Annotated in this window: 23 protein-coding genes and 1 tRNA gene; 21 read left to right on the forward strand and 3 right to left on the reverse strand. The window is 70.2% G+C overall.

Translation table 11 applies throughout. The annotated features are described in order from the left end of the window. Positions 1–21: 21 nt before the first annotated feature. Positions 22–105, reverse strand: a tRNA-Leu gene (locus tag AC5RV6_RS09245). Between the two features lie 200 nt (positions 106–305). Here AC5RV6_RS09245 and AC5RV6_RS09250 point away from each other — a divergent pair. Together AC5RV6_RS09250 and AC5RV6_RS09255 are read left to right on the forward strand one after the other, a co-directional pair. Continuing rightward, a complete protein-coding gene (locus AC5RV6_RS09250; protein WP_494007012.1) occupies positions 306–1610 on the forward strand; it encodes a M20/M25/M40 family metallo-hydrolase in 1305 nt (434 codons plus the stop codon). A gap of 61 nt (positions 1611–1671) precedes the next feature. Next, positions 1672–2829: an acyl-CoA dehydrogenase family protein gene (locus tag AC5RV6_RS09255; RefSeq protein ID WP_494007013.1), complete on the forward strand. Its 1158-nt coding sequence runs from the start codon at positions 1672–1674 to the stop codon at positions 2827–2829. 35 nt (positions 2830–2864) lie between these two features. On the opposite strand, the gene AC5RV6_RS09260 is transcribed toward AC5RV6_RS09255, so the two are convergent. Continuing rightward, positions 2865–3098 (reverse strand): DUF5703 family protein, encoded by a 234-nt coding sequence (locus AC5RV6_RS09260; protein ID WP_494007014.1) that lies wholly within the window; start codon positions 3096–3098, stop codon positions 2865–2867. 41 nt (positions 3099–3139) lie between these two features. On the opposite strand from AC5RV6_RS09260, the gene AC5RV6_RS09265 reads away from it, so the two are divergent. The 3 genes from AC5RV6_RS09265 (at position 3140) to mshC (ending at position 5684) form a co-directional block, all read left to right on the forward strand. Beyond that, positions 3140–3454, forward strand: a complete 315-nt coding sequence (locus AC5RV6_RS09265) for a hypothetical protein (protein ID WP_494007015.1) — start codon at positions 3140–3142, stop codon at positions 3452–3454. A 71-nt stretch (positions 3455–3525) separates the two neighbouring features. Further along, on the forward strand, positions 3526–4350 hold the full coding sequence (locus AC5RV6_RS09270; RefSeq protein ID WP_494007016.1) for an undecaprenyl-diphosphate phosphatase: 825 nt from the start codon (positions 3526–3528) through the stop codon (positions 4348–4350). A 59-nt stretch (positions 4351–4409) separates the two neighbouring features. Continuing rightward, positions 4410–5684 (forward strand): cysteine--1-D-myo-inosityl 2-amino-2-deoxy-alpha-D-glucopyranoside ligase, encoded by a 1275-nt coding sequence (gene mshC, locus AC5RV6_RS09275; RefSeq protein ID WP_494007017.1) that lies wholly within the window; start codon positions 4410–4412, stop codon positions 5682–5684. A gap of 82 nt (positions 5685–5766) precedes the next feature. On the opposite strand, the gene AC5RV6_RS09280 is transcribed toward mshC, so the two are convergent. Continuing rightward, on the reverse strand, positions 5767–6642 hold the full coding sequence (locus AC5RV6_RS09280) for a PAC2 family protein (RefSeq protein WP_494007018.1): 876 nt from the start codon (positions 6640–6642) through the stop codon (positions 5767–5769). Positions 6643–6765: 123 nt separating this feature from the next. Here AC5RV6_RS09280 and AC5RV6_RS09285 point away from each other — a divergent pair, with 123 nt between their 5' ends. The 16 genes from AC5RV6_RS09285 (at position 6766) to AC5RV6_RS09360 (ending at position 24544) form a co-directional block, all read left to right on the forward strand. Beyond that, positions 6766–7485 (forward strand): HAD family hydrolase, encoded by a 720-nt coding sequence (locus tag AC5RV6_RS09285; protein WP_494007019.1) that lies wholly within the window; start codon positions 6766–6768, stop codon positions 7483–7485. Further along, entirely contained in the window at positions 7482–8636 is a 1155-nt protein-coding gene (locus tag AC5RV6_RS09290) for a site-2 protease family protein (RefSeq protein ID WP_494007020.1), read from the forward strand. The genes AC5RV6_RS09285 and AC5RV6_RS09290 overlap by 4 nt, the downstream gene beginning before the upstream one ends. Positions 8637–8738: 102 nt before the next feature. Continuing rightward, positions 8739–9794: a tRNA (adenine-N1)-methyltransferase gene (locus AC5RV6_RS09295; protein WP_494007021.1), complete on the forward strand. Its 1056-nt coding sequence runs from the start codon at positions 8739–8741 to the stop codon at positions 9792–9794. A 103-nt stretch (positions 9795–9897) separates the two neighbouring features. Continuing rightward, the gene (arc, locus tag AC5RV6_RS09300; RefSeq protein WP_494007022.1) at positions 9898–11649 is read left to right on the forward strand and encodes a proteasome ATPase; all 1752 of its coding nucleotides are present in this window, start codon (positions 9898–9900) and stop codon (positions 11647–11649) included. Between the two features lie 14 nt (positions 11650–11663). Beyond that, positions 11664–13259, forward strand: a complete 1596-nt coding sequence (gene dop, locus AC5RV6_RS09305) for a depupylase/deamidase Dop (RefSeq protein ID WP_494007023.1) — start codon at positions 11664–11666, stop codon at positions 13257–13259. A gap of 39 nt (positions 13260–13298) precedes the next feature. Continuing rightward, the gene (locus tag AC5RV6_RS09310) at positions 13299–13502 is read left to right on the forward strand and encodes a ubiquitin-like protein Pup (protein ID WP_494007024.1); all 204 of its coding nucleotides are present in this window, start codon (positions 13299–13301) and stop codon (positions 13500–13502) included. Positions 13503–13505: 3 nt separating this feature from the next. Next, positions 13506–14327 carry a proteasome subunit beta gene (gene prcB / locus AC5RV6_RS09315; protein ID WP_494007025.1) on the forward strand — a complete coding sequence of 274 codons (822 nt, stop codon included), beginning with the start codon at positions 13506–13508 and terminating at the stop codon, positions 14325–14327. A 3-nt stretch (positions 14328–14330) separates the two neighbouring features. Beyond that, entirely contained in the window at positions 14331–15068 is a 738-nt protein-coding gene (gene prcA / locus AC5RV6_RS09320; RefSeq protein ID WP_494007026.1) for a proteasome subunit alpha, read from the forward strand. Beyond that, positions 15068–16429 (forward strand): Pup--protein ligase, encoded by a 1362-nt coding sequence (gene pafA, locus AC5RV6_RS09325; RefSeq protein ID WP_494007027.1) that lies wholly within the window; start codon positions 15068–15070, stop codon positions 16427–16429. Before prcA ends, pafA begins: the two co-directional genes overlap by 1 nt. 141 nt (positions 16430–16570) lie before the next feature. Further along, positions 16571–17551, forward strand: coding sequence for an FKBP-type peptidyl-prolyl cis-trans isomerase (locus tag AC5RV6_RS09330; protein ID WP_494007028.1), 981 nt, complete (start codon positions 16571–16573; stop codon positions 17549–17551). Positions 17552–17590: 39 nt separating this feature from the next. After that, on the forward strand, positions 17591–17986 hold the full coding sequence (locus tag AC5RV6_RS09335) for an FKBP-type peptidyl-prolyl cis-trans isomerase (RefSeq protein WP_494007029.1): 396 nt from the start codon (positions 17591–17593) through the stop codon (positions 17984–17986). Between the two features lie 126 nt (positions 17987–18112). After that, positions 18113–20101, forward strand: coding sequence for a helix-turn-helix transcriptional regulator (locus AC5RV6_RS09340; protein ID WP_494007030.1), 1989 nt, complete (start codon positions 18113–18115; stop codon positions 20099–20101). Between the two features lie 34 nt (positions 20102–20135). After that, positions 20136–20474 carry a hypothetical protein gene (locus AC5RV6_RS09345; RefSeq protein ID WP_494007031.1) on the forward strand — a complete coding sequence of 113 codons (339 nt, stop codon included), beginning with the start codon at positions 20136–20138 and terminating at the stop codon, positions 20472–20474. Between the two features lie 32 nt (positions 20475–20506). Next, positions 20507–20806 (forward strand): Sec-independent protein translocase subunit TatA, encoded by a 300-nt coding sequence (tatA, locus tag AC5RV6_RS09350; protein WP_494007032.1) that lies wholly within the window; start codon positions 20507–20509, stop codon positions 20804–20806. A 46-nt stretch (positions 20807–20852) separates the two neighbouring features. Continuing rightward, positions 20853–21638, forward strand: a complete 786-nt coding sequence (gene tatC, locus AC5RV6_RS09355) for a twin-arginine translocase subunit TatC (protein ID WP_494007389.1) — start codon at positions 20853–20855, stop codon at positions 21636–21638. A gap of 59 nt (positions 21639–21697) precedes the next feature. Further along, complete coding sequence (locus AC5RV6_RS09360; protein WP_494007033.1) at positions 21698–24544, forward strand: DEAD/DEAH box helicase; 2847 nt, start codon at positions 21698–21700, stop codon at positions 24542–24544. Positions 24545–24617: the final 73 nt, after the last annotated feature.

Consider the following 24617-nt stretch of genomic DNA (forward strand, 5'->3'; position numbering starts at 1 on the left):
CCGGTTCCAGGGCCTTCGCCGTGCGCGGAGGGGGACTTGAACCCCCACCCTCAATAAGAGGACTAGCACCTCAAGCTAGCGCGTCTGCCATTCCGCCACCCGCGCAGGGTGGATTTCTCGGCCTCCGGTGTTCCCGGCGCCTCGAAAGCAACGGGTAAAACTCTAACACGGTTTATCCGCCAAGTGGAAATCGGCCTCCGGAGGCGCCGGACGGCGCGTCACCGGGAGCCACCGTGACGCGCCGTCCGGACCGTCGACGACGGCGGGCCGCTAGGCTGGCAGCAGACCGACCAAGGAGGAGCAGCGTGGAGCCGTACCGGGCCGAAGACGAGGTGGCGCGCATCTGCCGCGACCTGATCCGCATCGACACGTCCAACTACGGGGACGGCAGCGGCCCGGGGGAGCGCGAAGCGGCCGAGTACACCGCGGCGCTGCTGGCCGACGTCGGGCTGGACGTCACGCTCTTCGAAGCAGCCCCGCGGCGGACCTCCCTGGTGACCCGCCTCGCGGGCTCCGACCCGTCCCTGCCTGCGCTGGTGGTCCACGGGCACCTCGACGTCGTGCCCGCACTAAAGCAGGACTGGACGCTCGACCCCTTCTCCGGAGAACTGCAGGACGGGCTGATCTGGGGCCGCGGCGCGGTGGACATGAAGGACATGGACGCCATGATCCTCTCCGTGGTCCGTGAGATGGCCTCCTCCGGTGTCCGACCCCGGCGCGACCTGATCGTGGCCATGTTCGCCGACGAGGAGGCGGGCGGCCGGCAGGGTGCCGGCTGGGCGGTCGAGCACCGGCCCGAGCTGTTCGAAGGGGCAGGCGAGGCCATCTCCGAGGTGGGCGGCTTCTCCGCCACGATCGGCGGCCGGCGGACCTATCTGCTGCAGACGGCGGAAAAGGGCATCGCGTGGCTCCGCCTCAGGGCGGCCGGACGGGCCGGCCACGGGTCGCAGATCAACACGGACAACGCCGTCACCGCCCTGGCGGAGGCCGTGGCCCGGATCGGCACCCACCCCTGGCCCATTGAACTCACCGACACCACCCGCGCTTTCCTGGACGGCGTCACCGACCTGACCGGCGTCGAGTTCGATCCCGACAATCCCGAGCGCCTGCTGGCCGAACTGGGCACCGTTGCCCGCTTCGTGGGCGCGACGCTGCAGAATACGGCGAACCCCACAGTCCTGTCCGCCGGCTACAAGCACAACGTCATCCCCGGCTCCGCCGAGGCGCTGATCGACGCCAGGACCCTGCCCGGGCAGGAGGAGGCCGTGCTGGAAACCATCCGATCCCTCGCCGGTTCCCGCGTGGAGGTCAGCGTCGACCACGCGGACATCGCCCTCGAAGTTCCCTTCAGCGGGTCGCTGGTGGACGCCATGGTGGGTGCCCTCCAGGCCGAAGACCCCGGCGCTCCGGTCCTGCCCTACACGCTTTCCGGCGGCACCGACAACAAATCGCTGAGCCGGCTGGGCATCACCGGCTACGGGTTCGCACCCCTGCGGCTGCCGGCGGACCTGGACTTCACCGGCATGTTCCACGGGGTGGACGAGCGGGTCCCCGTGGAGGCCCTGCAGTTCGGCACCCGGGTCCTCTCCCGCCTGCTGAGGACCTACTGACCGCCGTCGGACCGCCATCTGACCGCCACCTGACCGCCATCGACTCCAAGCAGGAGGACCCATGCCCGCCGCTGACATCCTGACGCCGGCGCTGCTGGAACGCATCCGTTCCCGTGCCGCCGGCTACGACGACGCCAACGCCTTCTTCGACGAGGACCTGCAGGACCTGCGCGAGGCCGGCTACCTGGCCCTGTTCACCCCGCGGAGCGGGGGCGGGCACGGCCTCGGCATCCCTGAGGTGGTGGCCTGCCAGCGGCTCCTGGCCTCGGCGGCGCCGGCCACCGCCCTGGCGGTCAACATGCACCTGGTGTGGTGCGGCGTCGCCCATCTGCTCTCGCTGCGCGGCGACGACTCGCTGTCCTTCATCCTGCGTGAGGCAGCTGCGGGCGAGCTGTTCGCCTTCGGCATCTCCGAACCGGGCAACAGCGCGGTCCTCTTCGACTCCGCCACCGCCGCCGTGCCACAGGAGGATGGGGGCTATGCCTTCACGGGACGGAAGATCTTCACCAGCCTGGCACCGGCGTGGACCAGGCTGGGCATCTTCGGCCGTGACGATTCCGTGCCCGAGGAGCCCCGGCTGGTCTTCGGGTTCGCCGACCGCGGCACCGCAGGCATCCAGTCACCGCAGGACTGGAACACCATGGGCATGCGGGCCAGCCAGTCGCGCAGCACGATCCTGGACTCGGCGGCCGTTCCCGCGGAACGGATCGTGCGGAAGACCCCGGTCGGCCCGCACGGGGACCAGTTTGTGTTCGGGATCTTCGCGCTCTTCTCGACCCTGCTCTCCGCCGTCTACAACGGCGTCGGAGACCGTGCGGCGGAGCTGGCGGCCGACGCCGCGCTGACCCGGCGCAGGGGCGGCGCGTCCGCCGCAGCCGACCCCTACATCCGCTGGCGGGTGGCCGATGCGGCGATCGTCATGGACGGCGTCCGGCCCCAGGTCGACGCCGTTGCGCGGGACCTGGAGGAGGGGGCCGACCACGGCGCACTCTGGTTTCCCCGGCTGTCCGCCCTGAAGCTGCGGACCGTGGAGGCCGCGCGCGGCGTCGTCGAGCAGGCGGTGAAGGTGGCCGGCGGGCAGGCCTACTCGCGCGGGCACGAGCTGGAGCGCCTCTACCGCGACGTGCTCGCGGGCATCTTCCATCCCACCAACGAGGACGCGGCGCACGCCTCGATGGCCACGGCCCTGCTCGGGCCGGTGGAGGAAGCGGGGCGGTAGCACCCGGCTGCGCGGAAGACCCCGCTTCCGGGACCTCAGGCGGTGCGCACCACGCGCATCACCCGGCGGCGGAGCCAGAACCGGCGTCCGCCGCCCTGGTAGATGCAGCTGCGGTGCAGCTCCCACTTGCCGTATTCGGCGTGTTCGGCCACCCGGGCACGTGCCTCCGGCAGCGATTCGTCAGGACTCACGGAGATCACAAGGTATTCATACGTACGGACGGCTCCACCATGTGGCCGGACTTCCGGCTGCAGAAGTTGTTCACGCATTTGTCTCCAATTTTGCCCGCTTTCCCGATAACGTCTAGGTCATGAGCATAGATCCGCGTATCGCGCTCCAGTCACTGGTGACCGCCCTCGAGGAGCATCTGGCCGCGGCGGCGGCCCGCCGGGGCGAGAAGGACCCTGTGGTGGAGAACGCCTATCTGGCCATCGCCGATGCCTTCGAAGTCTACGAGGAAGTCCTCTACGACGCCTACGGCGAGGTGACCCCGCTGGAGATCTATGACGACGAAGACGAGGACATTGACGACGACGCGGCTGATCCCCTGGGCTACGGCACCGAGGACATCGTCGAGGAGCCGCTCGAGGACGACGGGGGAGCGTCGCTGCGCGGCCGCGGCTGAGGACCGCGCCCGGGGCTGACGGGCCGGGGCCCTGACCGGCACACCCTTCGGCGTGCCCTAGAGTCGTTAGCGTGAACTGGTTTGAAGCTGTCCTCCTGGGCCTGGTGCAGGGCCTGACCGAATTCCTCCCCATTTCCTCCAGCGCCCACCTGCGCATCGTCGGCGAGCTGCTCCCCGGCGCCCAGGATCCGGGGGCCGCGTTTACCGCCATCACCCAGCTCGGCACCGAGACCGCCGTCGCGGTGTACTTCTGGAAGGACATCGTCCGGATCGTCAAGGCCTGGTTCGGCTCCCTCGCGGGGCGGGTTCCCCGCAGCGATCCGGACGCCAGGATGGGCTGGCTGATCATCGTCGGCACCCTGCCGATCGTCATCCTGGGGCTGCTCTTCGAAGACCAGATCGAAACCACCTTCCGCAGCCTGTGGATCGTGGCGACCATGCTCATCGTCTTCGGCATCATCCTGGCCGTCGCCGACGCGGTCGGCCGCCAGGACCGTGACCTGAGCAGGCTCACCTACAAGCACGGCATCCTGTACGGCTTCGCGCAGGCACTGGCCCTCATTCCGGGCGTGTCGCGCTCCGGCGGCACGATCACCGCGGGCCTGCTGATGGGCTACAACCGTGAAGCGGCGGCACGCTACGCCTTCCTGCTGGCGATTCCCGCCGTCTTCGGCTCCGGCTTCTTCCAGCTGTTCAAGTCGATCGGCGAGCCCGGTCCGTTCGGCCCGGCGGAGACCGCCCTTGCCACCCTGGTCGCCTTCGTCGTGGGCTTCATCATCATCGGCTGGTTCCTGCGCTACGTCTCCACCCGCAGCTACCGCCTCTTCGTGTGGTACCGGATCGGGCTGGGCCTGGCGATCTACCTGATGCTGGGCCTGGGCGTACTGACCCCCTGACCTGTCCCGCCGGAGGCCCCGGCGCGGAATCCACTTCGCCCGCCCGGTAGAGTGGAACGGTGATTGCCTGGAAATCCCCCTCGGTTCCCGCCCTGCCCGGACACTCTCCGGAACTGGTCCTGCACGACACCGCCGCCGGGGCGCCCGTTCCGGTGCGCACCACGGGAGAGGCCGGACTCTACGTCTGCGGCATCACCCCCTACGACGCCACCCACATGGGGCACGCCGCGACCTACGTCGCCTTCGACCTGCTCAACCGGCAGTGGCGCGACGCCGGCAACACGGTCCGGTACGTGCAGAACGTCACCGACGTGGACGACCCCCTGCTGGTCCGGGCCAACGAGACCGGAGTGGACTGGCGGGAGCTGGCCGCCGCGCAGACCCAGCTGTTCCGTGAGGACATGGAGGCACTGGGCGTGCTGGCCCCGGACCACTACGTGGGCGCCGTCGAATCCGTCGAATGGATCGTGCCGGCGGTCGAGGACCTGCTCGCCCGCGGCATCGCCTACCGGGTGCCGGGCACCGGCGGCGAGCCCGACGGCGACGTCTATTTCTCCGTCGACGCCGCAGCGGACCTGGACCCGCAGGATCCGGGCGCCTGGCACCCCGGCCAGATCAGCCACCTGGATCCCGCCGGCATGCTCCCGCTGTTTGCCGAGCGCGGCGGTGATCCCGAACGGCCGGGCAAGCGCAATCCCCTGGACGCGCTCCTGTGGCGCATGGCCCGCGAGGGCGAGCCGGACTGGGACGGCGGCACGCTGGGGCGCGGCCGTCCCGGCTGGCACATCGAGTGTTCGGTCATCGCCCAGCGTTTCCTTCCGCAGCCGTTCACCGTACAGGGCGGCGGCTCGGACCTGATCTACCCGCACCACGAGATGAGCGCCGCCCACGCCTGGGCCTGCACCGGACACCCGCTGGCCCGCCACTACGCCCACGCCGGCATGGTCGGCCTGGACGGCGAAAAGATGAGCAAGTCGCTCGGCAACCTGGTCCTGGTCTCCCGGCTGCGCGGCCAGGGCGTCGAGCCCGCCGCGATCCGCCTGGCCATCCTGGCGCACCACTACCGCAGCGACTGGTTCTGGACGGACTCCGTGCTGCAGCAGGCCCAGACCCGGCTCTCGCGCTGGCGCAGCGCCCTGCCCCTGGCCGGCGAGGCCCGGTCACAGCGCCTGCTCGACGAGCTGCGCTCGGCGCTGGCCAACGACCTTGACGCGCCCGCGGCCCTGGCGGCGGCCGATGCGTGGGCCGAGGACGCCCGGCAGGCACCCGACAACGGAACCGGAACCGACCTGGCGCACGCGGCACTCGACGCACTGCTCGGCGTCCGGCTCTAGACCGTCCGGCTCCGGCTCGTCAGGCGCGCGCCGGGGCCCTTCGGCAACGGCGCACAGCGGGGCGGCAGGGCCCCACGGGAAATCAGTCCCGTCGGCGCCGCTTGAGGTAGCGCTCGAACTCGCGGGCGATGGACTCGCCGCTGGCCTCGGGAAGCTCGGCGGTATCCTTGGCCTCCTCGAGCTGGCGCACGTAGGCGGCCACCTCGGGGTCCTCCGTGGAGAGCTCGTCGACGCCGCGCTCCCACGCCTCGGCCTCCTCGGTGAGCAGCTCGACGTCGACCGGAACCTGCAGCAGGTCCTCGATGCGGTAGAGCAGGGCAAGCTCGGCCTTGGGCGAGGGCGCCTGGCCGACGTAATGGGGGACGGCCGCCCAGAGCGAGAGCGCCGGAATGTCGGCCAGCGCCGCCATTTCGGCCAGCACCCCGACGATGCCCACGGGACCCTCATACTGCGAGGCTTCCAGTCCCAGGCAGGCCCGCAGCTCCGGATCCTCCGTGGTGGCGGTGACCGGAATGGGCCGGGTGTGCGGAACATCCGCCAGCAGGGCTCCCACCAGCAGCAGGCAGTCCACGTCGAGCTCGCGCGCCAGCGCCAGCAGCTCGGCGGTGTAGGCCCGCCATTTGTAGCTCGGCTCCACGCCGGTGACCAGAACCACATCAAGCTCGGCGCCGGGAATCCCGGCGCGGAAGATCCGGGTGGCCGGCCACTTAATGCGCCGGTCGCCGCGGGATGTGCGTTCCACCACGGGGCGGGTGAACTGGAAGTCGTAGTATTCGTCGGCGTCGAGGGCTGCCGCCTTCTCCGCGTCCCAGAGCCGCACCAGGTGCTTCACGGCGTCGCTGGCCGCCTCGCCGGCGTCGTTCCACCCCTCGAAGGCAGCCACCATGACGGTGACTCTGCCGCCGGCCTGGCCGCCGAGGACATCCTGCAGCCCGGGTGTCTTTTCGCTCTCACTCACAGGCCTACCCTATGCCGACCGCTGCCGGGTGTCAGGACCGCACCGCGGGCCTTCGCCAAGAGCGGACCCGGGTGCAGACGGCCCAGCGCCGCAGCCGGGCCGGCGGCCCTTAGACTGGAAGGCATGTCCGTCACCCCTGCCGCTGTCCCGTTGAAGAGCACCACCGGTCTCCAGGCCGTGTTCTGGGACATGGACGGCACCATCGTCGACACCGAACCCTATTGGATCGCCTCGGAGAAGGAACTGGTCGCGGAGTTCGGCGGCACCTGGACCGATGAGGACGCCAGGGCCATGGTGGGACAGGCACTGCCCGTGGGAGCCGGCCTCCTGCAGCAGGCCGGCGTCGACCTGCCCGTCCGGGCCATCATCGACCGCATGACCGCGCAGGTGGCCGAAAAGGTGCGCCGCGCGGTGCCCTGGCGGCCGGGCGCCCGGGAACTGCTCGCGGACCTGCGCGCCCGCGGCATTCCCTGTGCCATGGTGACCATGTCCGAACCCGGCCTCGCCGACGTCGTCGCCGCGGCGCTGCCGGCCGGCACCTTTGAGTTCACCGTCACCGGCGACCAGGTCCGGGCCGGCAAGCCGGACCCCGAACCCTACCTGGCGGCCATGGACCGGATGGCGGAGCTCGTGCCGGGGCTCGATCCGCAGCGCTGCATCGGCATCGAGGACTCGCTTCCCGGGGTGCGCTCGGCGCGCGCCGCGGGGCTGCTGACCCTGGCCGTGCCCCATTTCGTGCCGCTGCCCCCCGAGCTCGCCCACCACACCTGGGACACCCTCGCCGGACGCAGCGCCGAGGACCTGGCCGGCCTCGCGGCGGCGGAAACGGATGCCATCCGATGACCGCAGGCGGACCCGACCGGCCCACCCGCCCCGGCATTCCGCTGGGCAGGATCGCCGGCGTGCCCATCACCCTGGCCTGGTCCTGGTTCATCATCGCGGCAGCCATCGTGCTGCTGTTCGGCCCGCAGGTGGCGGCCATCCTGCCCGGCATCGGCGGCGGCGCGTATGCGGTCGCCCTGGGCTACGCCGTCCTGCTGCTGCTCTCCGTGCTGGTCCACGAGCTGGCCCACGCACTGTCCGCGCGCGCCTACGGCTGGCCCACCACCGGCATCGTCCTGACCCTCTGGGGCGGGCACACCCAGTTCGGAGCCGTGAACACCACGCCCTGGCGTTCGCTCGCGGTGGCCCTGGCGGGCCCCGCGGCGAACTTCCTGCTGGCCGGACTGGCCTGGGCCCTGGTGTTCGCGGCGCCGGAGGCGTTCGCACCGGGCACCGTGGCCGGCCTGCTGTCCGCCATCTTCATCTGGGCGAACCTTTTGGTCGGCATCTTCAACATCCTGCCCGGAATGCCCCTTGACGGCGGCCGGATCGTGGAGACCATCGTGTGGAAGGCCACCGGCTCCCAGGAGAAGGGCACCATCGCGGCGGGCTGGGCCGGCCGCGTCGTCGTCGTCGTCCTGCTGGCGGCGGTCTTCGCGCCGTCGCTGCGCCGCGGCGAGTCACCCAGCCTGCAGCTGGTGCTCGTGGCGGCGCTGGTCTCCGGCTTCCTGTGGATGGGGGCCGGCGCCGCCATCCAGAACGCCCGGCTGCGCCGGCGGCTGCCTTCGGTCACCGCGGCGGCCCTCATGCGCCCGGCGCTTGGCATCCCCAGCGGCGCGCCCGTCCGGCAGGCACAGGAAACGCTGCGGGCCCGGCCCGGCACCGCACTGGTGGTCACCGCCCCCACCGGCCAGCCCGAGGCCGTGGTGGATCCCGGAGCCCTGGCCCAGGTTCCCGACCACCTGGCCGCCGGCACGCCCGTGAACGCCGCCGCCCGCGCGCTGGCCCCGGGCGCCTACGTTCCCGACGTCGCCTGCGGTGAAGAACTCGTCCAGTACCTCTCCCGCCTCGCGGGAGGCGAATATGCCGTCATCAACCGCGACGGCGCCGTCGTGGGCCTGCTGCATGAGGCCGACGTCGTCCGCGCTGTAACCGGACGGGCGCCGCGCTGACCCCGGCCGGCTATACGCCGGCCGGCCCCCGCTTTTCACGATCCACCCCCTACCTGCACGACGACTGCCCCCGCAGTCCGCACCGGAACAAGAAGGAACACCATGGACCCCCAGACCCCGGCCGCTGCCGAGTCCACCAGCCCGCACGGAGCCGAACGGCGCCGTGGACCGCTGCGCCCCGGCGAGCGGGTGCAGCTGACCGATGAGAAGGGCCGCCGCAACACGATCACCCTCACCGAAGGCGGGGCCTTCCACACCCACCGCGGCTACCTGCCCCACGACGAAGTGATCGGCCTGCCCGAGGGCAGCGTCGTGGCGAACACCACCGGCCATCCCTACCAGGTGCTGCGCCCGCTGCTCTCCGACTTCGTGCTGTCCATGCCCCGGGGCGCGGCGGTCGTCTACCCCAAGGACGCCGCCCAGATCGTCACCATGGCCGACATCTATCCCGGCGCCCGCGTGGTGGAGGCCGGCGTCGGCTCCGGCGCGCTGAGCATCTCGCTGCTGCGCGCCGTGGGGGACTCCGGCAGCCTGCATTCCTTCGAACGCCGCGAGGAGTTCGCCGACATCGCCCGCGGCAACGTCGAGACCTTCTTCGGCGGCCCGCATCCGGCGTGGCGGATCAGCCTGGGCGACTTCCAGGACGAAGTGGTCCGCACCGAGGAGCCCGGCAGCGTGGACCGGGTGGTTCTGGACATGCTGGCGCCCTGGGAGTGCACCGACGCGGTGGCCACGGTCCTGGCCCCCGGCGGCGTCTGGATCTCCTACGTCGCCACCGTCACCCAGCTCTCCCGCACGGCCGAGGCGATCCGTGCCGACGGCCGGTTCACCGAGCCCGAGGGCTGGGAATCGATGGTCCGCGGCTGGCACCTGGAGGGCCTGGCCGTGCGCCCGGACCACCGCATGGTCGCGCACACCGGCTTCCTGCTCTCCGCGCGGCGGCTGGCCGAAGGCGCCACCGGCCTGGTGCCCAAGCGCCGGGCCTCCAAGACCGGTTTCTCCGAGGAGGACCTCAACGCCTGGACGCCCGCCGCCGTGGGGGAACGCGAGGTCTCCGAAAAGAAGCTCCGCCGGGCCGCGCGCGACGCCAGCTCCACCGTCCAGCGGGGCGCCCTGGAAAGTGCCGAACGGCTCGCGCAGGAGCACCCGCACCCATAGTCACCGCGGCGCAAAACACAAGACGTCCGAGCCGATGTATTGGACAGCGTGCTGGGTTATCGTCAGAGCTGGATCGTGAACCGGCGAAGGACGGTGGGTCAGCATGGCGGGATCGGAAAACACCAGCGGGACCGGCGAGGGCGCGGAGGCCATGGCTTCCGTTCCCGCCGCCCAGGCCCGCCAGCTGCACGTGCTTCGGGAGAAGCTGCGCAACCTGGACCGGCAGCTGGCGGCGCTGACGCATAACAACGCACGCCTGGTGGCGATGCTGGAAACGGCCCGGGCGGAGATTGTCCGGCTCAAGGAGGCCCTGGAGAAGGAAGGCGCCACGCCGTTCAGCTTCGGGACGGTGATCGGGGTCAACCAGCGCACCTCGCCGGCGCCCGGCGTCACCACCGCGGCCGCGGTGCAGGAAAGCCTCGACATCATGCAGTCCGGGCGCAAGCTGCGCGTGGCCGTCAGCCCCCTGCTGGACATGGAGCGCATCGTGCCCGGCCAGGAGGTGCTGCTCAACGAGTCCCTGACCGTGATCGCCGGCCTCGGCTTCGAACGCTCCGGCGAACTGTTCACGGTCAAGGAGCTGCTGGGCCCGGACCGGGCGCTGGTGGTGGGCCGCGCCGACGACGAGCGGGTCATCCGCCTCACCGGCCCCCTCGCCGCCGAACGGGTGCGCGTCGGCGATGCGCTGACGGTTGACACGCGGATCGGCTTCGCGCTGGAAAAGGTGCCGCGCTCCGAGGTGGAGAACCTGGTCCTGGAGGAGGTTCCGGACATCTCCTACTCCGACATCGGCGGGCTCGGCCCGCAGATCGAGCAGATCCGCGACGCCGTGGAACTGCCGTTCCTGCACCCGGACCTGTACCGCGAACACGGGCTGAAGCCGCCCAAGGGCATCCTGCTGTACGGGCCTCCGGGCTGCGGCAAGACGCTGATCGCCAAGGCGGTGGCGCACTCCCTGGCCGCCCGCGTGATGGAGCAGACCGGCTCGCTGGGCACCAAGAGCTACTTCCTGAACATCAAGGGTCCGGAGCTGCTGGACAAGTACGTGGGCGAGACCGAGAGGCACATCCGGCTGATCTTCGCCCGCGCCCGGGAGAAGGCCTCCGACGGCAGCCCGGTGGTGGTGTTCTTCGACGAGATGGACTCGCTCTTCCGCACCCGTGGCAGCGGCGTCTCCTCCGACGTCGAGACCACCATCGTGCCGCAGCTGCTCAGCGAGATCGACGGCGTCGAGAAGCTGGAAAACGTCATCGTCATCGGTGCCTCGAACCGCGAGGACATGATCGACCCGGCCATCCTGCGCCCGGGCCGGCTCGACGTGAAGATCAAGATCCAGCGGCCCGACGCCGAGGGCGCGGGGGAGATCTTCGCGAAGTACCTCACCGCGGACCTGCCGCTGCACCGAGACGACCTGGCCGAGCACGGCTACGACCCGGGCATGACGGTCCGGGAGATGATCCGCCGGACGGTGGAGAAGATGTACGCCGAGGACAAGTCCAACGAGTACCTGGAAGTCACCTATGCCAACGGCGACACCGAAATGCTCTACTTCAAGGACTTCAACTCCGGCGCCGTCATCCAGAACGTCGTGGACCGGGCCAAGAAATACGCCATCAAGGACCTGCTGACCAACCGGCAGCGCGGCCTGCGGATCGATCACCTGATGCGCGCCGTCGTCGACGAGTTCCGGGAACACGAGGATATGCCCAACACCACGAACCCCGACGACTGGGCCCGCATCTCCGGAAAGAAGGGCGAACGCATCACCTACATCCGCACCATCGTGCAGGGCAAGGCCGGGCAGGAGCCGGGCCGGACCATTGAAACCACGGCCAACCCGGGACAGTATCTGTGACGGTCAGGCGGGTGATGGGCACCGAAACCGAATACGGAGTCCTGGCACCGGCGCTGCCGAACGCCAACGCCACCGTGCTGTCCAGCCAGATCGTCAACGCCTACGCCGCGACGGTGCGCTCGGGCATGGGCAACCTCTCCGGCACCCGCTGGGACTACACCGACGAGGCTCCGCTGAACGATGCCCGGGGCTTCACGGTTCCCCGCGCCGCCGCCGAACCCTCCCAGCTGACCGACGTCCAGCCCGGCCTGGACACGGAATCCGTGGCGATGGAGGGCGGAGGTCCGGCCGCGCTCTACAGCGACACGGGAGAGGACGCCGCGGTCCTGATGAACCTGGTCCTCGGCAACGGGGCGCGGCTGTACGTGGACCACGCGCATCCGGAGTACTCCTCGCCGGAGGTGACCTCGCCGCAGGCGGCCGTCCTGTATGACAAGGCCGGCGACGCCGTCGTGCTGGCGGCCATGCGGCACATCGCCGCCACGCCCGGCTTCTCGCCGGTGCACCTCTACAAGAACAACACCGACAACAAGGGCGTCTCCTACGGATCCCACGAGAACTACCTGGTGCCGCGCTCGGTGCCGTTTGCGCGGCTGGCCACCGGGCTCATCCCGTTCTTCGTCTCCCGGCAGGTGGTCTGCGGCTCCGGCCGGGTGGGGCTGGGCCCCGGCAACCAGCGGCCGGGCTACCAGCTGAGCCAGCGGGCGGACTTCTTCGAGACCGAAATCGGACTCGAAACCACCATCCGCCGCCCCATCATCAACACCCGCGACGAACCGCACGCCGTGGCCGAGAAGTACCGGCGGCTGCACGTGATCATCGGAGACGCGAACCTGAGCGAGGTCTCCATCCTGCTCAAGACGGGCACCGCGTCCCTGGTGCTGTCCATGATCGAGGCCGGCACCGAACCGCGGATCGAGCTGCGGGACCCGGTGGGCGCGCTGCAGGCGATCAGCCACGATCCCGGGCTGCAGGCACTGGTGGAGCTGAAGGACGGGCGGCGGGTCACCGGGCTGGACCTGCAGGAGATCTACCTTGAGGCAGCAGCCGCGCACTGCCGGTCCGCCGGCGGCGCCGATCCCGAGACCGAGGACATCCTCACCCGGTGGACCGCCCTGGTCGGCACCCTCAAGCGCGACCCGATGGAAGCGGCGGCGCAGGTGGACTGGGTGGCCAAGCTCAAACTGCTGCAGGCCTACCGCGATCGGGACGGGCTGGCCTGGTCCGATGCCCGGCTGCACCTGGTCGACCTGCAGTACTCGGATATGCGGCCGGAGAAGGGACTGTACTATCGGCTCGCCCAGCACGGCCAGATGGAACGGGTGGTCACGGACGCGCAGATCCGCGCGGCGATGACCAGCCCTCCGGAGGACACCCGGGCGTACTTCCGCGGACGCTGCGTCACCCGGTTCCCGGGGGAGGTGGTGGGCGCCAGCTGGGACTCGATCATCTTCGAGCTGCCTTCGCGCCGGCGCCTGCAGCGCATTCCCACCCGGGAACCGCTGCGCGGAACCAGGGCCCTGACGCAGGAGCTGTTCGATATTGCAGCCGACGCCGAAGATTTTGTCGCCCGCCTCCTCAACGGGGGCGGACCCACGGTGGCACCATAGGAGCACGGCCCGGGACGGGTCGGGGAAAGGGAAGGCATCATGGCAACCCAGGACCGCAGGAACACCGGCTCGCGTCCGCAGGACGAGGAGCTTGAGGACCAGACACCGCCGGCGGCGTCCGAGCAGGACGCCGGAAGCGCACAGACCGAAGGCATCGACGATCTGCTGGACGAAATCGACGGTGTGCTGGAAAGCAACGCCGAGGAGTTCGTCCGGGGATTCATCCAGAAGGGCGGGCAGTAGCGGATGCCGGACAGGGACCCCGCGGCGGCACTGAGCGCGGCCGCAACGTCATCCTTCAGCGACCACCTGGGGCGGCACCATCCGGAGCTGCTGCCCTCCGCGCGGTCCCTGGGCCCGGCACCGGGCGGAGCCGGTGCGGCCTCGCCGCAGGCCACGACCATCGTTTCGCTCACGTTCACCGGGGGAGTGGTGATGGCCGGCGACCGGCGGGCCACCTCCGGAAACCTCATCGCCAGCCGCCACATCCGGAAGGTCTATCCCGCCGACAGCTACTCCGTGCTCGGCATTGCCGGCACGGCCGGGCTGGCGCTCGACATGATCCGGCTCTTCCAGGTCGAGCTGGAACACTACGACAAGATCGAAGGCACCCCGATGAGCCTGGACGCGAAGTCCAACCGGCTCGCGGCCATGGTGCGGCAGAACCTCCCGCTCGCCCTGCAGGGCCTGGCCGTCGTCCCGCTCCTGGCGGGATACGACACGCTGCGGAACAAGGGCCGGCTCTTCTCGTACGACATTACGGGCGGGCGCTACGAAGAGTATGAGCACCACAGCGTGGGGTCCGGCTCCGCCTTCGCCAGGGGAGCGCTCAAGAAGCTCTGGCATCCCGGCCTCGAGGAGGACGAGGCGGTGCAGATCGCGGTGGAGGCGCTGTATGACGCGGCGGACGACGACTCGGCCACCGGGGGCCCGGACCTGGTCCGCCAGCTGTGGCCCGTGGTCTACGTCGTCACGCGCGCCGGGGCCCGGCAGGTCCGCGAGCACGAGCTGCGCACCCTGGTGGAGCAGATGCTCTCCCGCCGGTCCGCTGCAGGATCGGAGGCCTGAGCCATGACGCAGCAGTTCTACGTCTCGCCCGAGCAGCTGATGAAGGACCGGGCGGACTTCGCCCGGAAGGGAATTGCCCGCGGCCGCTCGGTCGTGGTCCTCACCTGCCGGGACGGAATCGCGCTCGTCGCCGAGAATCCCTCGCCGTCGCTGCACAAGCTCAGCGAGATCTATGACCGCATCGGCTTCGCGGCGGTCGGCAAGTACAACGAGTTCGAATCGCTGCGGCAGGCCGGGATCCGGTTCGCGGACGTCCGCGGGTACTCGTATGCCCGGGAGGATGTCTCGGCCCGCGGGCTGGCCAGTGTCTACGCCCAGAGCCTGGGCTCCGTGTTCACCACCGAGGGCAAGCCGTTCGAGGTGGAGCTCGCGGTGGCGGAGGTCGGCACCGACCCCTACGGCGACCATCTGTACCGGCTGACCTTCGACGGCTCCATCGCCGATGAAACCAACTACGTCGTCATGGGCGGGCAGGCCGACGTCGTCAACGAAGTCCTGGCCCGGACCTGGACCCAGGACGCGGACTTCCCCGCCGCCATCCGCACCGCCGTCGAGGCCCTGTCCGCGACCCGCCGGGGCAACGGCGGGGAGTCGGCCCGGCCGGACCCGCTGGGTGCCGGGCTGCTTGAAGTGGCCGTGCTTGACCGGGATCCGGCCGCCCTGCGCGGCTCCGCCCGGGCGTTCCGCAGAATCACCACGGTTGAGCTGGACCGTTTGCTGTCCGGCGCGGAAGGAGAATAGTGGACCGCAGGATCTTCGGCCTTGAAACTGAATTCGGCATCGCCTACTCCGGCCCCGATTCGCGCCCGCTTTCCCCCGAGGAAGTGGCCCGCTACCTGTTCCGGAAGGTCGTCAGCTGGGGCAGGTCCTCGAACGTCTTCCTGACCAACGGCTCCCGGCTCTACCTCGACGTCGGTTCCCACCCCGAGTACGCAACGGCGGAGTGCGACGACATGGCGCAGCTGGTGGCCCATGACCGCGCCGGGGAGCTGATCCTCGATGACCTGGTCCTCGAGGCGGAGGAGCGCCTTCGGGCGGAAGGCTTCAACGGCAGCGTCTACCTCTTCAAGAACAACACGGACTCCGCGGGAAACTCCTACGGCAGCCATGAGAACTACCTGATTCCGCGGCGGCTGGAATTCTCCCGGCTGGCGGACATCCTGATTCCCTTCCTGGTCACCCGCCAGCTGCTGGTGGGCGCCGGCAAGGTACTCAAGACCCAGTCCGGTGCGCTGTTCGCGTTCTCCCAGCGGGCCGACCACATCTGGGAAGGCGTCTCGTCCGCGACGACGCGGTCCCGGCCCATCATCAACACCCGCGACGAACCGCACGCCGACGCCGAGCACTACCGCCGCCTGCATGTGATCGCCGGGGACTCCAACATGTCCGAGACGACGACCCTGCTCAAGGCCGGCTCCGTGGACCTGATGCTGCGCATGATCGAGGCCGGGGTCGTCATGCGGGACCTGCGGCTGGAGAACCCGATCCGGAGCATCCGGGAAATCTCGCACGACCTGACCGGCCGGCACCCGCTGAAGCTCGCCAACGGCTCCACGGTGACCGCGCTGGACCTCCAGCGCCTCTACCTGGCCCGGCTGAAGGACTTCGTGGCCGTCAACGGGGCGCACACCCGGCATGTGGAGCGGATCCTCGACCTGTGGGAGCGGACCCTCGACGCGGTGGAAAGCGGAGACCACAGCACCATCGACACCGAGATCGACTGGGCCATCAAGAAGAAACTGGTGGACCGTTACCGGGACCGGCACGGCCTGGACCTGACCAGCGCACGGCTGGCCCAGCTGGATCTGACCTACCACGACATCTCCCGCTCCCGCGGCCTGTTCTTCCTCCTGCAGTCCCGGGGCGAAACCGCGCGGGTGGTCGAGGACAGCGACATCAAGGAGGCTGTCGACACTCCTCCGCAGACCACCCGGGCCCGGCTGCGCGGCGACTTCGTCCGCCGGGCCAAGGCCGCCAACCGCGACTTCACGGTGGACTGGGTGCACCTGAAGCTCAACGACCGCGCCCAGCAGACGGTCCTGTGCAAGGACCCCTTCGTTTCCGTCGATGAACGGGTGGACGCTCTGCTGGCAGCCCTGTAGCGGCTCAGCCGCCACGGCAGCCGTCCCCGCCGGCGGCCGGCTTTTCCGAGGCGGCGTTCAGGCGGAGGCGTTAGGGTGGTCCCTGGTGCCTGGCCGCGGCCGGCACTGCGCCCGCGTATCCACCACCCCGAAAGAAGCACTGTGCGAAAAGTACTGGCAATCTTCCTGCCGCTCCTGTTGCTGCTGACCGCCTGCGGCGGCTCCGACGTCGGCTCCCACGGCAAGGCCGCCGGGCAGGAAGGCGTCTTTGACTCCATGGAGGTCCGCGTCGAGAATGCCGAGGAAGCTCCCGAAGTGACCTTCGACAGCCCGCTGGACATCACCGAGACCGCAGCCAAGGTGGTCTACGAAGGCGACGGCGACGAGGTCGCCGAAGGCCAGAGCGTCAGCTTCAAGTTCGTTGCCCTCAACTCCGAGGACGGCACCTCCGTGGGTGACACCTATGCCCAGGAAGCGACCGCCCTGCCGGTCAACGACCAGCTGAAGGAACAGGATCCGGTCCTCTACGACGTGCTGCTCGGCGCCAAGGTGGGCTCCCAGATCGCCTACGCCTACCCGGAGGCCCAGCAGCAGCTGACCGAGGGACAGGAAGAGCAGCCCGTCACCATCATGCTGATCAACGTCCTGCGCAGCGAGAACGTCGTGACCCCGCTCAGCCCGGAGGAGGCCGCCGAGCGGGACTCCGCAGGCGATCTGCGCATGTCCGATGACGAGGTGAACAAGCTCGAGGAGGAGGGCCGGCTGCCCACCGTCACGTTCGGCGAGGACGGCGTTCCCGCCGTCGAACTTCCGGAGAACGTGGTCGATCCCGAGAAGCTCATCGTCAAGGTGCTTGAGGAGGGCGACGGCGCCGAGGTCAACACCTCCAGCACCGTGAGCGCCGACTACCTCGGCGTGGGCCTGGCCGACGGCGAAACCTTCGACTCCAGCTACGAGCGCGGCGAGCCTTCCGAGTTCGGCCTCAACCAGGTCATCTCCGGGTGGACCTACGGCCTGAGCGGCCAGAAGGCCGGCGCGAAGGTGCTGCTGGTCATCCCCGCCGAGCTGGCCTACGGCGATCCGGCGTCGGGCGGCGTCTCCGGCCCGCTGGCCTTTGTCGTGGACCTGAAGGAAGTCAAGTAGCGTTGGGTTTCGACACATTTCATCCCCTTAAGGAGCACCATGTCCTTCGGCAAGCGTGAATACGACCGCCAGAAGCCCGAAATCGACTTCCCCGAGCACGGGGCGCCCAGCGAGCTGGTGATCGAGGACATCATCGTCGGCGACGGCCGTGAGGCGAAGCCCGGCGACACCGTCTCCACCCACTACGTGGGCGTGGCCTTCTCCACCGGCGAGGAGTTCGACGCCTCCTGGAACCGCGGCACGCCGCTGGACTTCCGGGTCGGCGTCGGCCAGGTCATTCAGGGCTGGGACCAGGGCCTGCTCGGCATGAAGGTCGGCGGACGCCGCCGGCTGGAAATTCCGGCGCACCTGGCGTACGGCGACCGCGGCGCCGGCTCGGCCGTCGCTCCGGGCGAGTCCCTGATCTTCGTGGTCGACCTGCTCGGCGTCCGCTAGCAGCCTCCGCATTCCCGCCGACGGCGCCCGTCCCCACCCGGGGACGGGCGCCGCTGCGTTGTCCGCAGTGACGGCGTCCGCGGCGGAGGCCGCGTCCGCAGCCGTGCGCCCGGTAGATTAGGCGTCGTGTCCGCGAAACGAACCGAGCGCCTGCTCACCCTGGTCCTGGTCCTGATGTCCTCCGAGCGTGGCTTCACGAAGCAAGAACTCTTCGAGGAGGTTGACGCGTACCGGCTCGCGAGCACGCCCCAGGCATGCGAGAAGCTGTTCGACCGGGACAAGGCCTTCCTCCGGGAGGAAGGTATCCCGGTGGAAGCAGTCGAAGAGCCCGGGGCCGAGGCGGAGACGGTCCGTTACCGCATCAGCAGCTCCGCCTACCGCCTGCCGGAGGTGCGCTTCACCGCCGCCGAGTCCGCCGCCCTGTCGCTTGCTGCAAGGCTGTGGGAGCGGGCGGCCCTGGGCGGCCCTGCCTCCCGCGCGCTGCGCCGGCTGCACGACGGGGGAGCGGCGCCCGAGGCCGTCTCCTCCGACGCGTTCCGTCCCGCCCTGCGCACCGACGAGCCGCAGTTCCCGGACCTGTGGCGGGCCGTCACCACCCGGCGGGCGGTAGCGTTCGGCTACCGCGCCGCCGGCTGGGCGGAAGAGACCGAGCGCCGGGTCCAGCCGTGGGGAATGGGCAGCCGCTTCGGCCGCTGGTACCTCGTCGGCTTCGACCTGGACCGGCAGGCCGAGCGCTTCTTCCGGCTCTCCCGCATGACGACGCCGGTCCGCCTGCTGCCGGGTGCCCCGTACGAGGTTCCGGCCGGCTTCAGCATCGACGCGTCGCTGGCCGGGCTGGATGACGCCGTGGAACCGGTCACCGCGGTGCTCGAGGCCCGGCCGGGGCGCGGAGCCGCGCTCCGGCTGCCTGCGGCGGCGGCCGCCGTCGAGGGCAGCGGCGGATGGGAGCGGCTCACCGTCCGCACCGGCGACATCGAGGCCCTGGCGGCTGAAGTGGCCGCCCTGGGCACCGACGCGAGGGTGGTCAGCCCTCCGGAGCTCGCCGCGCTGGTGCGCCGGGCGCTGACCCGCACGCTGCAGGCCCATGCCGCCGAACCGCCGGCGCTGCGCTTCGGAGCCTCCCGGCGCGTTCCGCAGGACACGGCGCAGGCGCATCTGGCCCGGCTGCTGGACCTGGTGCCGTATGTGCTGCGCAACCAGGGCGCCGCCGTAGCCGAGACGGCCGCCCGCTTCGGCGTCTCGGAGGAGCAGCTGGCCAAGGACCTGTCGATGCTCTTCGTCAGCGGACCGCGCTTCTATCCGACCGCGCTCATGGACGTGGACTTCGAAAGCGGGCAGATCTACATCGGCAACGCCGACAGCCTCTCGCAGCCGATGCGGCTTTCCGCCGACGAGGCGGCCGCCTTGACCGTCGGGCTGCACGCGCTCCGGGAGCTGCCCGGCGCGGCCGACGCCGACGCGGTTGCCTCGGCGCTGCGCAAGCTCGAGGACGCCGCCGGCGAGGCCGTCGCAGCGGCCTCCTCGGTGTCGGTCCGGCTTGCCGAACCGCCGTCCGCACCGGAGCTGCTCGAGCGCCTGCGTACCGCCGCCGAGACCGGCCGCAGCGTGCTGCTGGGCTACCGGACCCCCGGCCGGGAGGGCGCCACGGAGCGGGTGGTGGATCCGCTGCGCGTGCACAGCCTCGGCGACCTCTGGTACCTGGAGGCCTGGTGCCACCGCGCCCAGGACCGCCGCAGCTTCCGGCTGGACCGCATTACCTCCGTGTCCGACGCCGAGCCCGCCGGAGGGGAAGGCACCGAGGGCCCGGCGTCCGGCATCACCGGAACCGACACCGCCGGGCCGGGCGCAGCCGTTCCGGAAGCCGGTGAGGCGGGTGCCGACGTCGTGGTTGATCTCATCCTGTCTCCCTCGGCGGCGTGGATAGCGGTCGCCTACGGCGCCCAGGAGACCCTGGAACTGCCGGACGGGCGCACTGCCGCCCGGATCGCGACCGGTGACACGGCCTGGGTGCCGGGCTTCGCCGCGCGCTTCGCCGGGGAGGTCACCGTCGCCGGGCCGGCGGAGGTGCGGGAGGCGACGCTGGCCTGGCTCCGCGCCGCCGCCGACGCCGGGTAGGCGCCTTCGCCGTCCGCTCCTCTATGCTGGAGGCATGCCTTGGTGGTTCTGGATCCTGCTGTGGGTTGCCCTCGCGGCGACGGCGCTGCTTTTCTACGTCTTCGTGGGGTGGCGGCTTGTGAAGTCCTTCATGGCACTGATGCGCCAGGCCCGGCAGTCCGCGGACCAGCTCGTGCCCGAAGGCGGCTTCGGCTCAGCCGAGCTGCCGCTGCATCCGCAGCCCCTGCCGGGCGTTTTCCAGGACCCGACCGCAGCCCGCGCCCACTGGGAGGCGGGCAAGGCAGCCCGGCGCGAGGCGCGCCGGGCCCGGCGCGTCGAACGGCGGCGGGCCAACGGACAGCCGCGCGCACTGCGCGACCTGCCGGACCTCTGACGTAGAATTGCACCAAACGAAAGGACCCCGGCATGAGGCTAGAAGGATGGCACATCGTCATCATCATCGTGATCGCAATCCTGCTTTTCGGAGCACCCAAGCTTCCGGGCCTGGCCCGCAGCCTCGGCCAGTCCCTGCGCATCTTCAAGTCCGAAGTGAAGCAGATGAAGGATGATGACAAGCCCAAGGCGTCCGCCGAGGAGCCGGTCGAGGGCCGCATCGTTCCGAACGACGCCGGCGCCCCCGGAACCGCAGGCCAGCCGCCCCGCCCGGGCGCCCCGGGCACTCCCGGCAGCACCGGCGGTACGAACAGTCCCTCCTCCGGCGCCTGAGTAAGTGGCGCTGAGCAAAAAGCGCAGGGCCAACCCCGAAGGGCGGATGGCGCTCAAGGAGCACCTGAAGGAACTGCGCAACCGGCTCTTCAAGGCGGCCCTGGCCGTCATTGCCGGCACCGTCGGCGGGTTCTTCCTCTACACTCCGGTATTCGAAGCGCTGACGGACCCCGTCCTGGAGGTGGGGAACTCGGACGGCCGGCTTGCCACCATCAACTTCGACGGCGTCGCCACCTCGTTCGACCTGATGGTCCAGGTCTCCGTCTTCATCGGCCTGATCGTCTCCAGCCCCGTTTGGCTGTATCAGCTGTGGGCGTTCATCACGCCCGGACTCAAGCGCAGGGAACGCCGGGTGGCGCTCGTGTTCATGGCCATCTCCGTGCCGATGTTCATCGGCGGAGTGGCCCTGGCATGGCTGGTGCTGCCGAACGCCGTCCGCGTCCTGACCGACTTCACCCCCGAAGGCGGCTCCAACGTCATCACGGCCTCGGTCTACCTGGCGTTCGTGCTGCGGCTGCTGCTGGCCTTCGGCATCGCCTTCCTGCTGCCGGTCATCATGGTGGGCTTGAACCTCCTCGGCATCCTGCCCGGGCGGACCATCCTCAAAGGCTGGCGGATCACCGTCTTCGTGATCTGCCTCTTCGCCGCAATGGCCGCCCCGGGCGCCGACGCGCTGAGCATGTTCTACCTCGCCATCCCGCTGTTGGCGCTGTTCGGCATAGCGCTGGGCCTGTGCCTGCTCAACGACCGCCGTCGGGCGCGCCGGGAAGCCGCACGGGAGGCGGAGGTGGGCGCTTCGGCGGACACCGCCAGCAGCATCGACGGGCTCTGACCGCTCGGCCCTGAGTGAACGCGTCTTCCCGCCCGGAGCCACCGACTAGGCTGGGAGCTATGAGTTCTCCCTCGGAACGGTATCTGGCCGCCAAGCAACGGGCCGAGCACGCCAAGAGCCCGCTGGGGGTCTTCGAGCAGTCCCTGGGTTTCGACCTCGACCCGTTCCAGATCGAGGCCTGCCGCGCGGTGGAGGCCGGCCGCGGCGTCCTGGTGGCGGCTCCCACCGGCGCCGGCAAGACCGTGGTGGGCGAGTTCGCCGTCTACATGGCGCTGCAGCGGGGACTCAAGGCCTTCTACACCACCCCCATCAAGGCCCTGAGCAACCAGAAGTACACGGAGCTCGCCGCCTCCTACGGCGCCGACCGGGTGGGCCTGCTCACCGGTGACACCAGCATCAACCCCGAAGCCGACGTAGTGGTCATGACCACCGAAGTGCTGCGCAACATGCTGTACGCAAATTCCTCCACCTTGGACGCCCTGGGCTACGTCGTCATGGACGAGGTCCACTACCTCGCCGACCGGTTCCGCGGCGCGGTGTGGGAAGAGGTCATCATCCACCTGCACCAGGATGTGCAGGTCATTTCGCTCAGCGCCACCGTCTCCAACGCCGAGGAGTTCGGGGCCTGGCTGGACACAGTCCGCGGCGACACCGACGTCGTGGTCTCCGAACACCGCCCCGTGCCGCTGTGGCAGCACGTGATGGTGGGCCGGGAGATCTTCGACCTGTTCGCCTCCGATGTCGCGTTCGACGAAGCCGTCGACACCACCGGCGGGGTGCAGGAACGCTACTCCGTGAATCCTGAGCTGCTTGAACTGGCCCGGGCGGAGACCCGCACCAGCCAGCGCGGACACTGGGGCGGGCCCCGCAGCGGCCCGCGGGGCCGGGGACGCGGCGGCCGCCAGCCGGCCGGACCGCCCCGGCACGGCAACCCGCTCGCCCGCACCCAGCGGGCCTCGCGCCCCCAGGTGATCGCCCAGCTGGACCGTAACGGCCTGCTGCCGGCCATCACCTTCATCTTCTCCCGCAACGGCTGCGACGCCGCGGTGCGGCAGTGCATCGATTCCGGGTTCTGGCTCACCACCGAAGCCGAACGCAGCGCCATCGCCGCGGTGGTCGACGCAGCGACCGCCGACATTCCGCAGGATGACCTGGAGGTGCTGGACTTCTGGACCTGGCGGGAAGGCCTGGTCCGCGGATTCGCCGCCCATCACGCCGGCCTGCTGCCGACGTTCAAGGAGGTCGTGGAGAAGCTGTTCGCCGCCGGGCTGGTCCGCGCCGTCTTCGCCACGGAAACCCTTGCTCTGGGCGTGAACATGCCGGCCCGCACCGTCGTGCTGGAGAAGCTGGACAAGTTCAACGGCGAGGCGCACGTCGACATCACGGCGGGGGAGTACACCCAGCTGACCGGGCGGGCAGGACGCCGCGGAATCGACGTCGAGGGCCATGCCGTCGTGCTCTGGCAGCCGGGCACCGATCCGGCGGCGGTGGCCGGGCTGGCCTCGCGCCGCACCTATCCGCTGAACTCCAGCTTCAGCCCGACGTACAACATGAGCATCAACCTCATCGCCCAGTTCGGGCAGGAGCGGGCACGGGAGATCCTGGAGTCCTCCTTCGCCCAGTTCCAGGCCGACCGGTCCGTGGTGGGCCTGGCCCGCCAGGTCCGTTCACGCGAGGAGTCCCTGGCCGGATACGAGAAGTCGATGACCTGCCATCTGGGCGACTTCACCGAGTACGCCGCGCTGCGCCGCCGCCTGTCGGACCTGGAGTCCCAGGCGTCCAAAACCCGGGCCAGGAACCAGCGGTCCGCCATGTCCGCCTCACTGGAATCGCTGCGCCCGGGCGACGTGGTCCAGCTTCCCGGCGGCCGGCTCGCCGGCCACGCAGTGGTGCTCAGCCCGGACCAGGGTGCGCGCGAGCCGCGGCCCACGATCCTCACCGATGAGAAGCAGATCCGCCGGCTCAGCGTGCAGGACCTTGCCGGACCGGTGGAGGTGGTCTCGCATATCCGGATTCCGAAGCAGTTCAACGCCCGCACGCCGAAGGACCGCCGCGACCTCGCCTCGTCGATGCGCAACGCGATCCACGACCACCGGCCGCCCCGTTCGGGAGGCCGGCGAACCGACGCGATGCACGCCGAAGGCACCGAGCGGCAGGAGCAGGCCATCGCCGACCTGCGGCGCCAGCTGCGGGCGCACCCGTGCCACGGCTGCAGCGACCGCGAAAACCATGCCCGCTGGGCGGAGCGGTGGTGGAAGCTGCGCCGCGAAACCGACGCCCTCGTGGCCCAGATCCGGGGCAGGACCAACACCATCGCCCGGACCTTCGACCGGGTCAGCGGCGTCCTCGAACGTTACGGCTACGTCGCGGAGGACGCCGAAGGCCGCCTCGTGGTCACCGACGACGGCCAGAAGCTGCGGCGGATCTACGGCGAGAAGGACCTCCTGGTCGCCCTCTCCCTGCAGGACGGGGCATTCGAGGATCTCAGCGCCGTGGAGCTGGCGTCCCTGGCGACCGTGCTGGTGTACCAGGCCAAGCGCGACGAGCGCGGCCTGCGGCCGCGGCTGCCCACCGCCGCCCTGGAGGAGTCGATGGACATCATCGTCCGCCAGTGGTCGAACCTGACGGACGTCGAGGAATCCGAGAAGATCGGCGTCACCGCCGAACCCGAGCTTGGACTCGTCTGGCCGATGTACAAGTGGGCCTCCGGGCGGCACCTGCAGGCGGCACTGCACGGCACGGAGCTGGCCGCCGGCGACTTCGTCCGCTGGGCCAAGCAGCTCATCGACCTCCTCGACCAGCTCGCCAAGGTTCCCGACCTCCCCGCCGGCCTCCGCCGCCGCTGCCTGGACGCCATCGCCCTGGTGCGCCGCGGCGTCGTCGCTTACTCCAACGTGGGCGAATAGCCCAGCCCTTCCTGCACAGAAAGACCACGGTGACTCCTTGAACGGCAGTACTTCCTCCGACCGCGCCCTGACC

This window comes from Arthrobacter saudimassiliensis, assembly GCF_059090665.1.

What these genes read in the sequence shown, in the direction of transcription:
- AC5RV6_RS09255 (WP_494007013.1), top strand. Translation starts at nt 1,672, where the DNA reads ATGCCCGCCGCTGACATCCTGACGCCGGCGCTGCTGGAACGCATCCGT.
- AC5RV6_RS09260 (WP_494007014.1), bottom strand. Translation starts at nt 3,098, where the DNA reads ATGCGTGAACAACTTCTGCAGCCGGAAGTCCGGCCACATGGTGGAGCC.
- AC5RV6_RS09265 (WP_494007015.1), top strand. Translation starts at nt 3,140, where the DNA reads ATGAGCATAGATCCGCGTATCGCGCTCCAGTCACTGGTGACCGCCCTC.
- AC5RV6_RS09285 (WP_494007019.1), top strand. Translation starts at nt 6,766, where the DNA reads ATGTCCGTCACCCCTGCCGCTGTCCCGTTGAAGAGCACCACCGGTCTC.
- AC5RV6_RS09290 (WP_494007020.1), top strand. Translation starts at nt 7,482, where the DNA reads ATGACCGCAGGCGGACCCGACCGGCCCACCCGCCCCGGCATTCCGCTG.
- AC5RV6_RS09295 (WP_494007021.1), top strand. Translation starts at nt 8,739, where the DNA reads ATGGACCCCCAGACCCCGGCCGCTGCCGAGTCCACCAGCCCGCACGGA.
- arc (WP_494007022.1), top strand. Translation starts at nt 9,898, where the DNA reads ATGGCGGGATCGGAAAACACCAGCGGGACCGGCGAGGGCGCGGAGGCC.
- dop (WP_494007023.1), top strand. Translation starts at nt 11,664, where the DNA reads ATGGGCACCGAAACCGAATACGGAGTCCTGGCACCGGCGCTGCCGAAC.
- AC5RV6_RS09310 (WP_494007024.1), top strand. Translation starts at nt 13,299, where the DNA reads ATGGCAACCCAGGACCGCAGGAACACCGGCTCGCGTCCGCAGGACGAG.
- prcB (WP_494007025.1), top strand. Translation starts at nt 13,506, where the DNA reads ATGCCGGACAGGGACCCCGCGGCGGCACTGAGCGCGGCCGCAACGTCA.
- prcA (WP_494007026.1), top strand. Translation starts at nt 14,331, where the DNA reads ATGACGCAGCAGTTCTACGTCTCGCCCGAGCAGCTGATGAAGGACCGG.
- AC5RV6_RS09335 (WP_494007029.1), top strand. Translation starts at nt 17,591, where the DNA reads ATGTCCTTCGGCAAGCGTGAATACGACCGCCAGAAGCCCGAAATCGAC.
- AC5RV6_RS09345 (WP_494007031.1), top strand. Translation starts at nt 20,136, where the DNA reads ATGCCTTGGTGGTTCTGGATCCTGCTGTGGGTTGCCCTCGCGGCGACG.
- tatA (WP_494007032.1), top strand. Translation starts at nt 20,507, where the DNA reads ATGAGGCTAGAAGGATGGCACATCGTCATCATCATCGTGATCGCAATC.
- tatC (WP_494007389.1), top strand. Translation starts at nt 20,853, where the DNA reads ATGGCGCTCAAGGAGCACCTGAAGGAACTGCGCAACCGGCTCTTCAAG.
- AC5RV6_RS09360 (WP_494007033.1), top strand. Translation starts at nt 21,698, where the DNA reads ATGAGTTCTCCCTCGGAACGGTATCTGGCCGCCAAGCAACGGGCCGAG.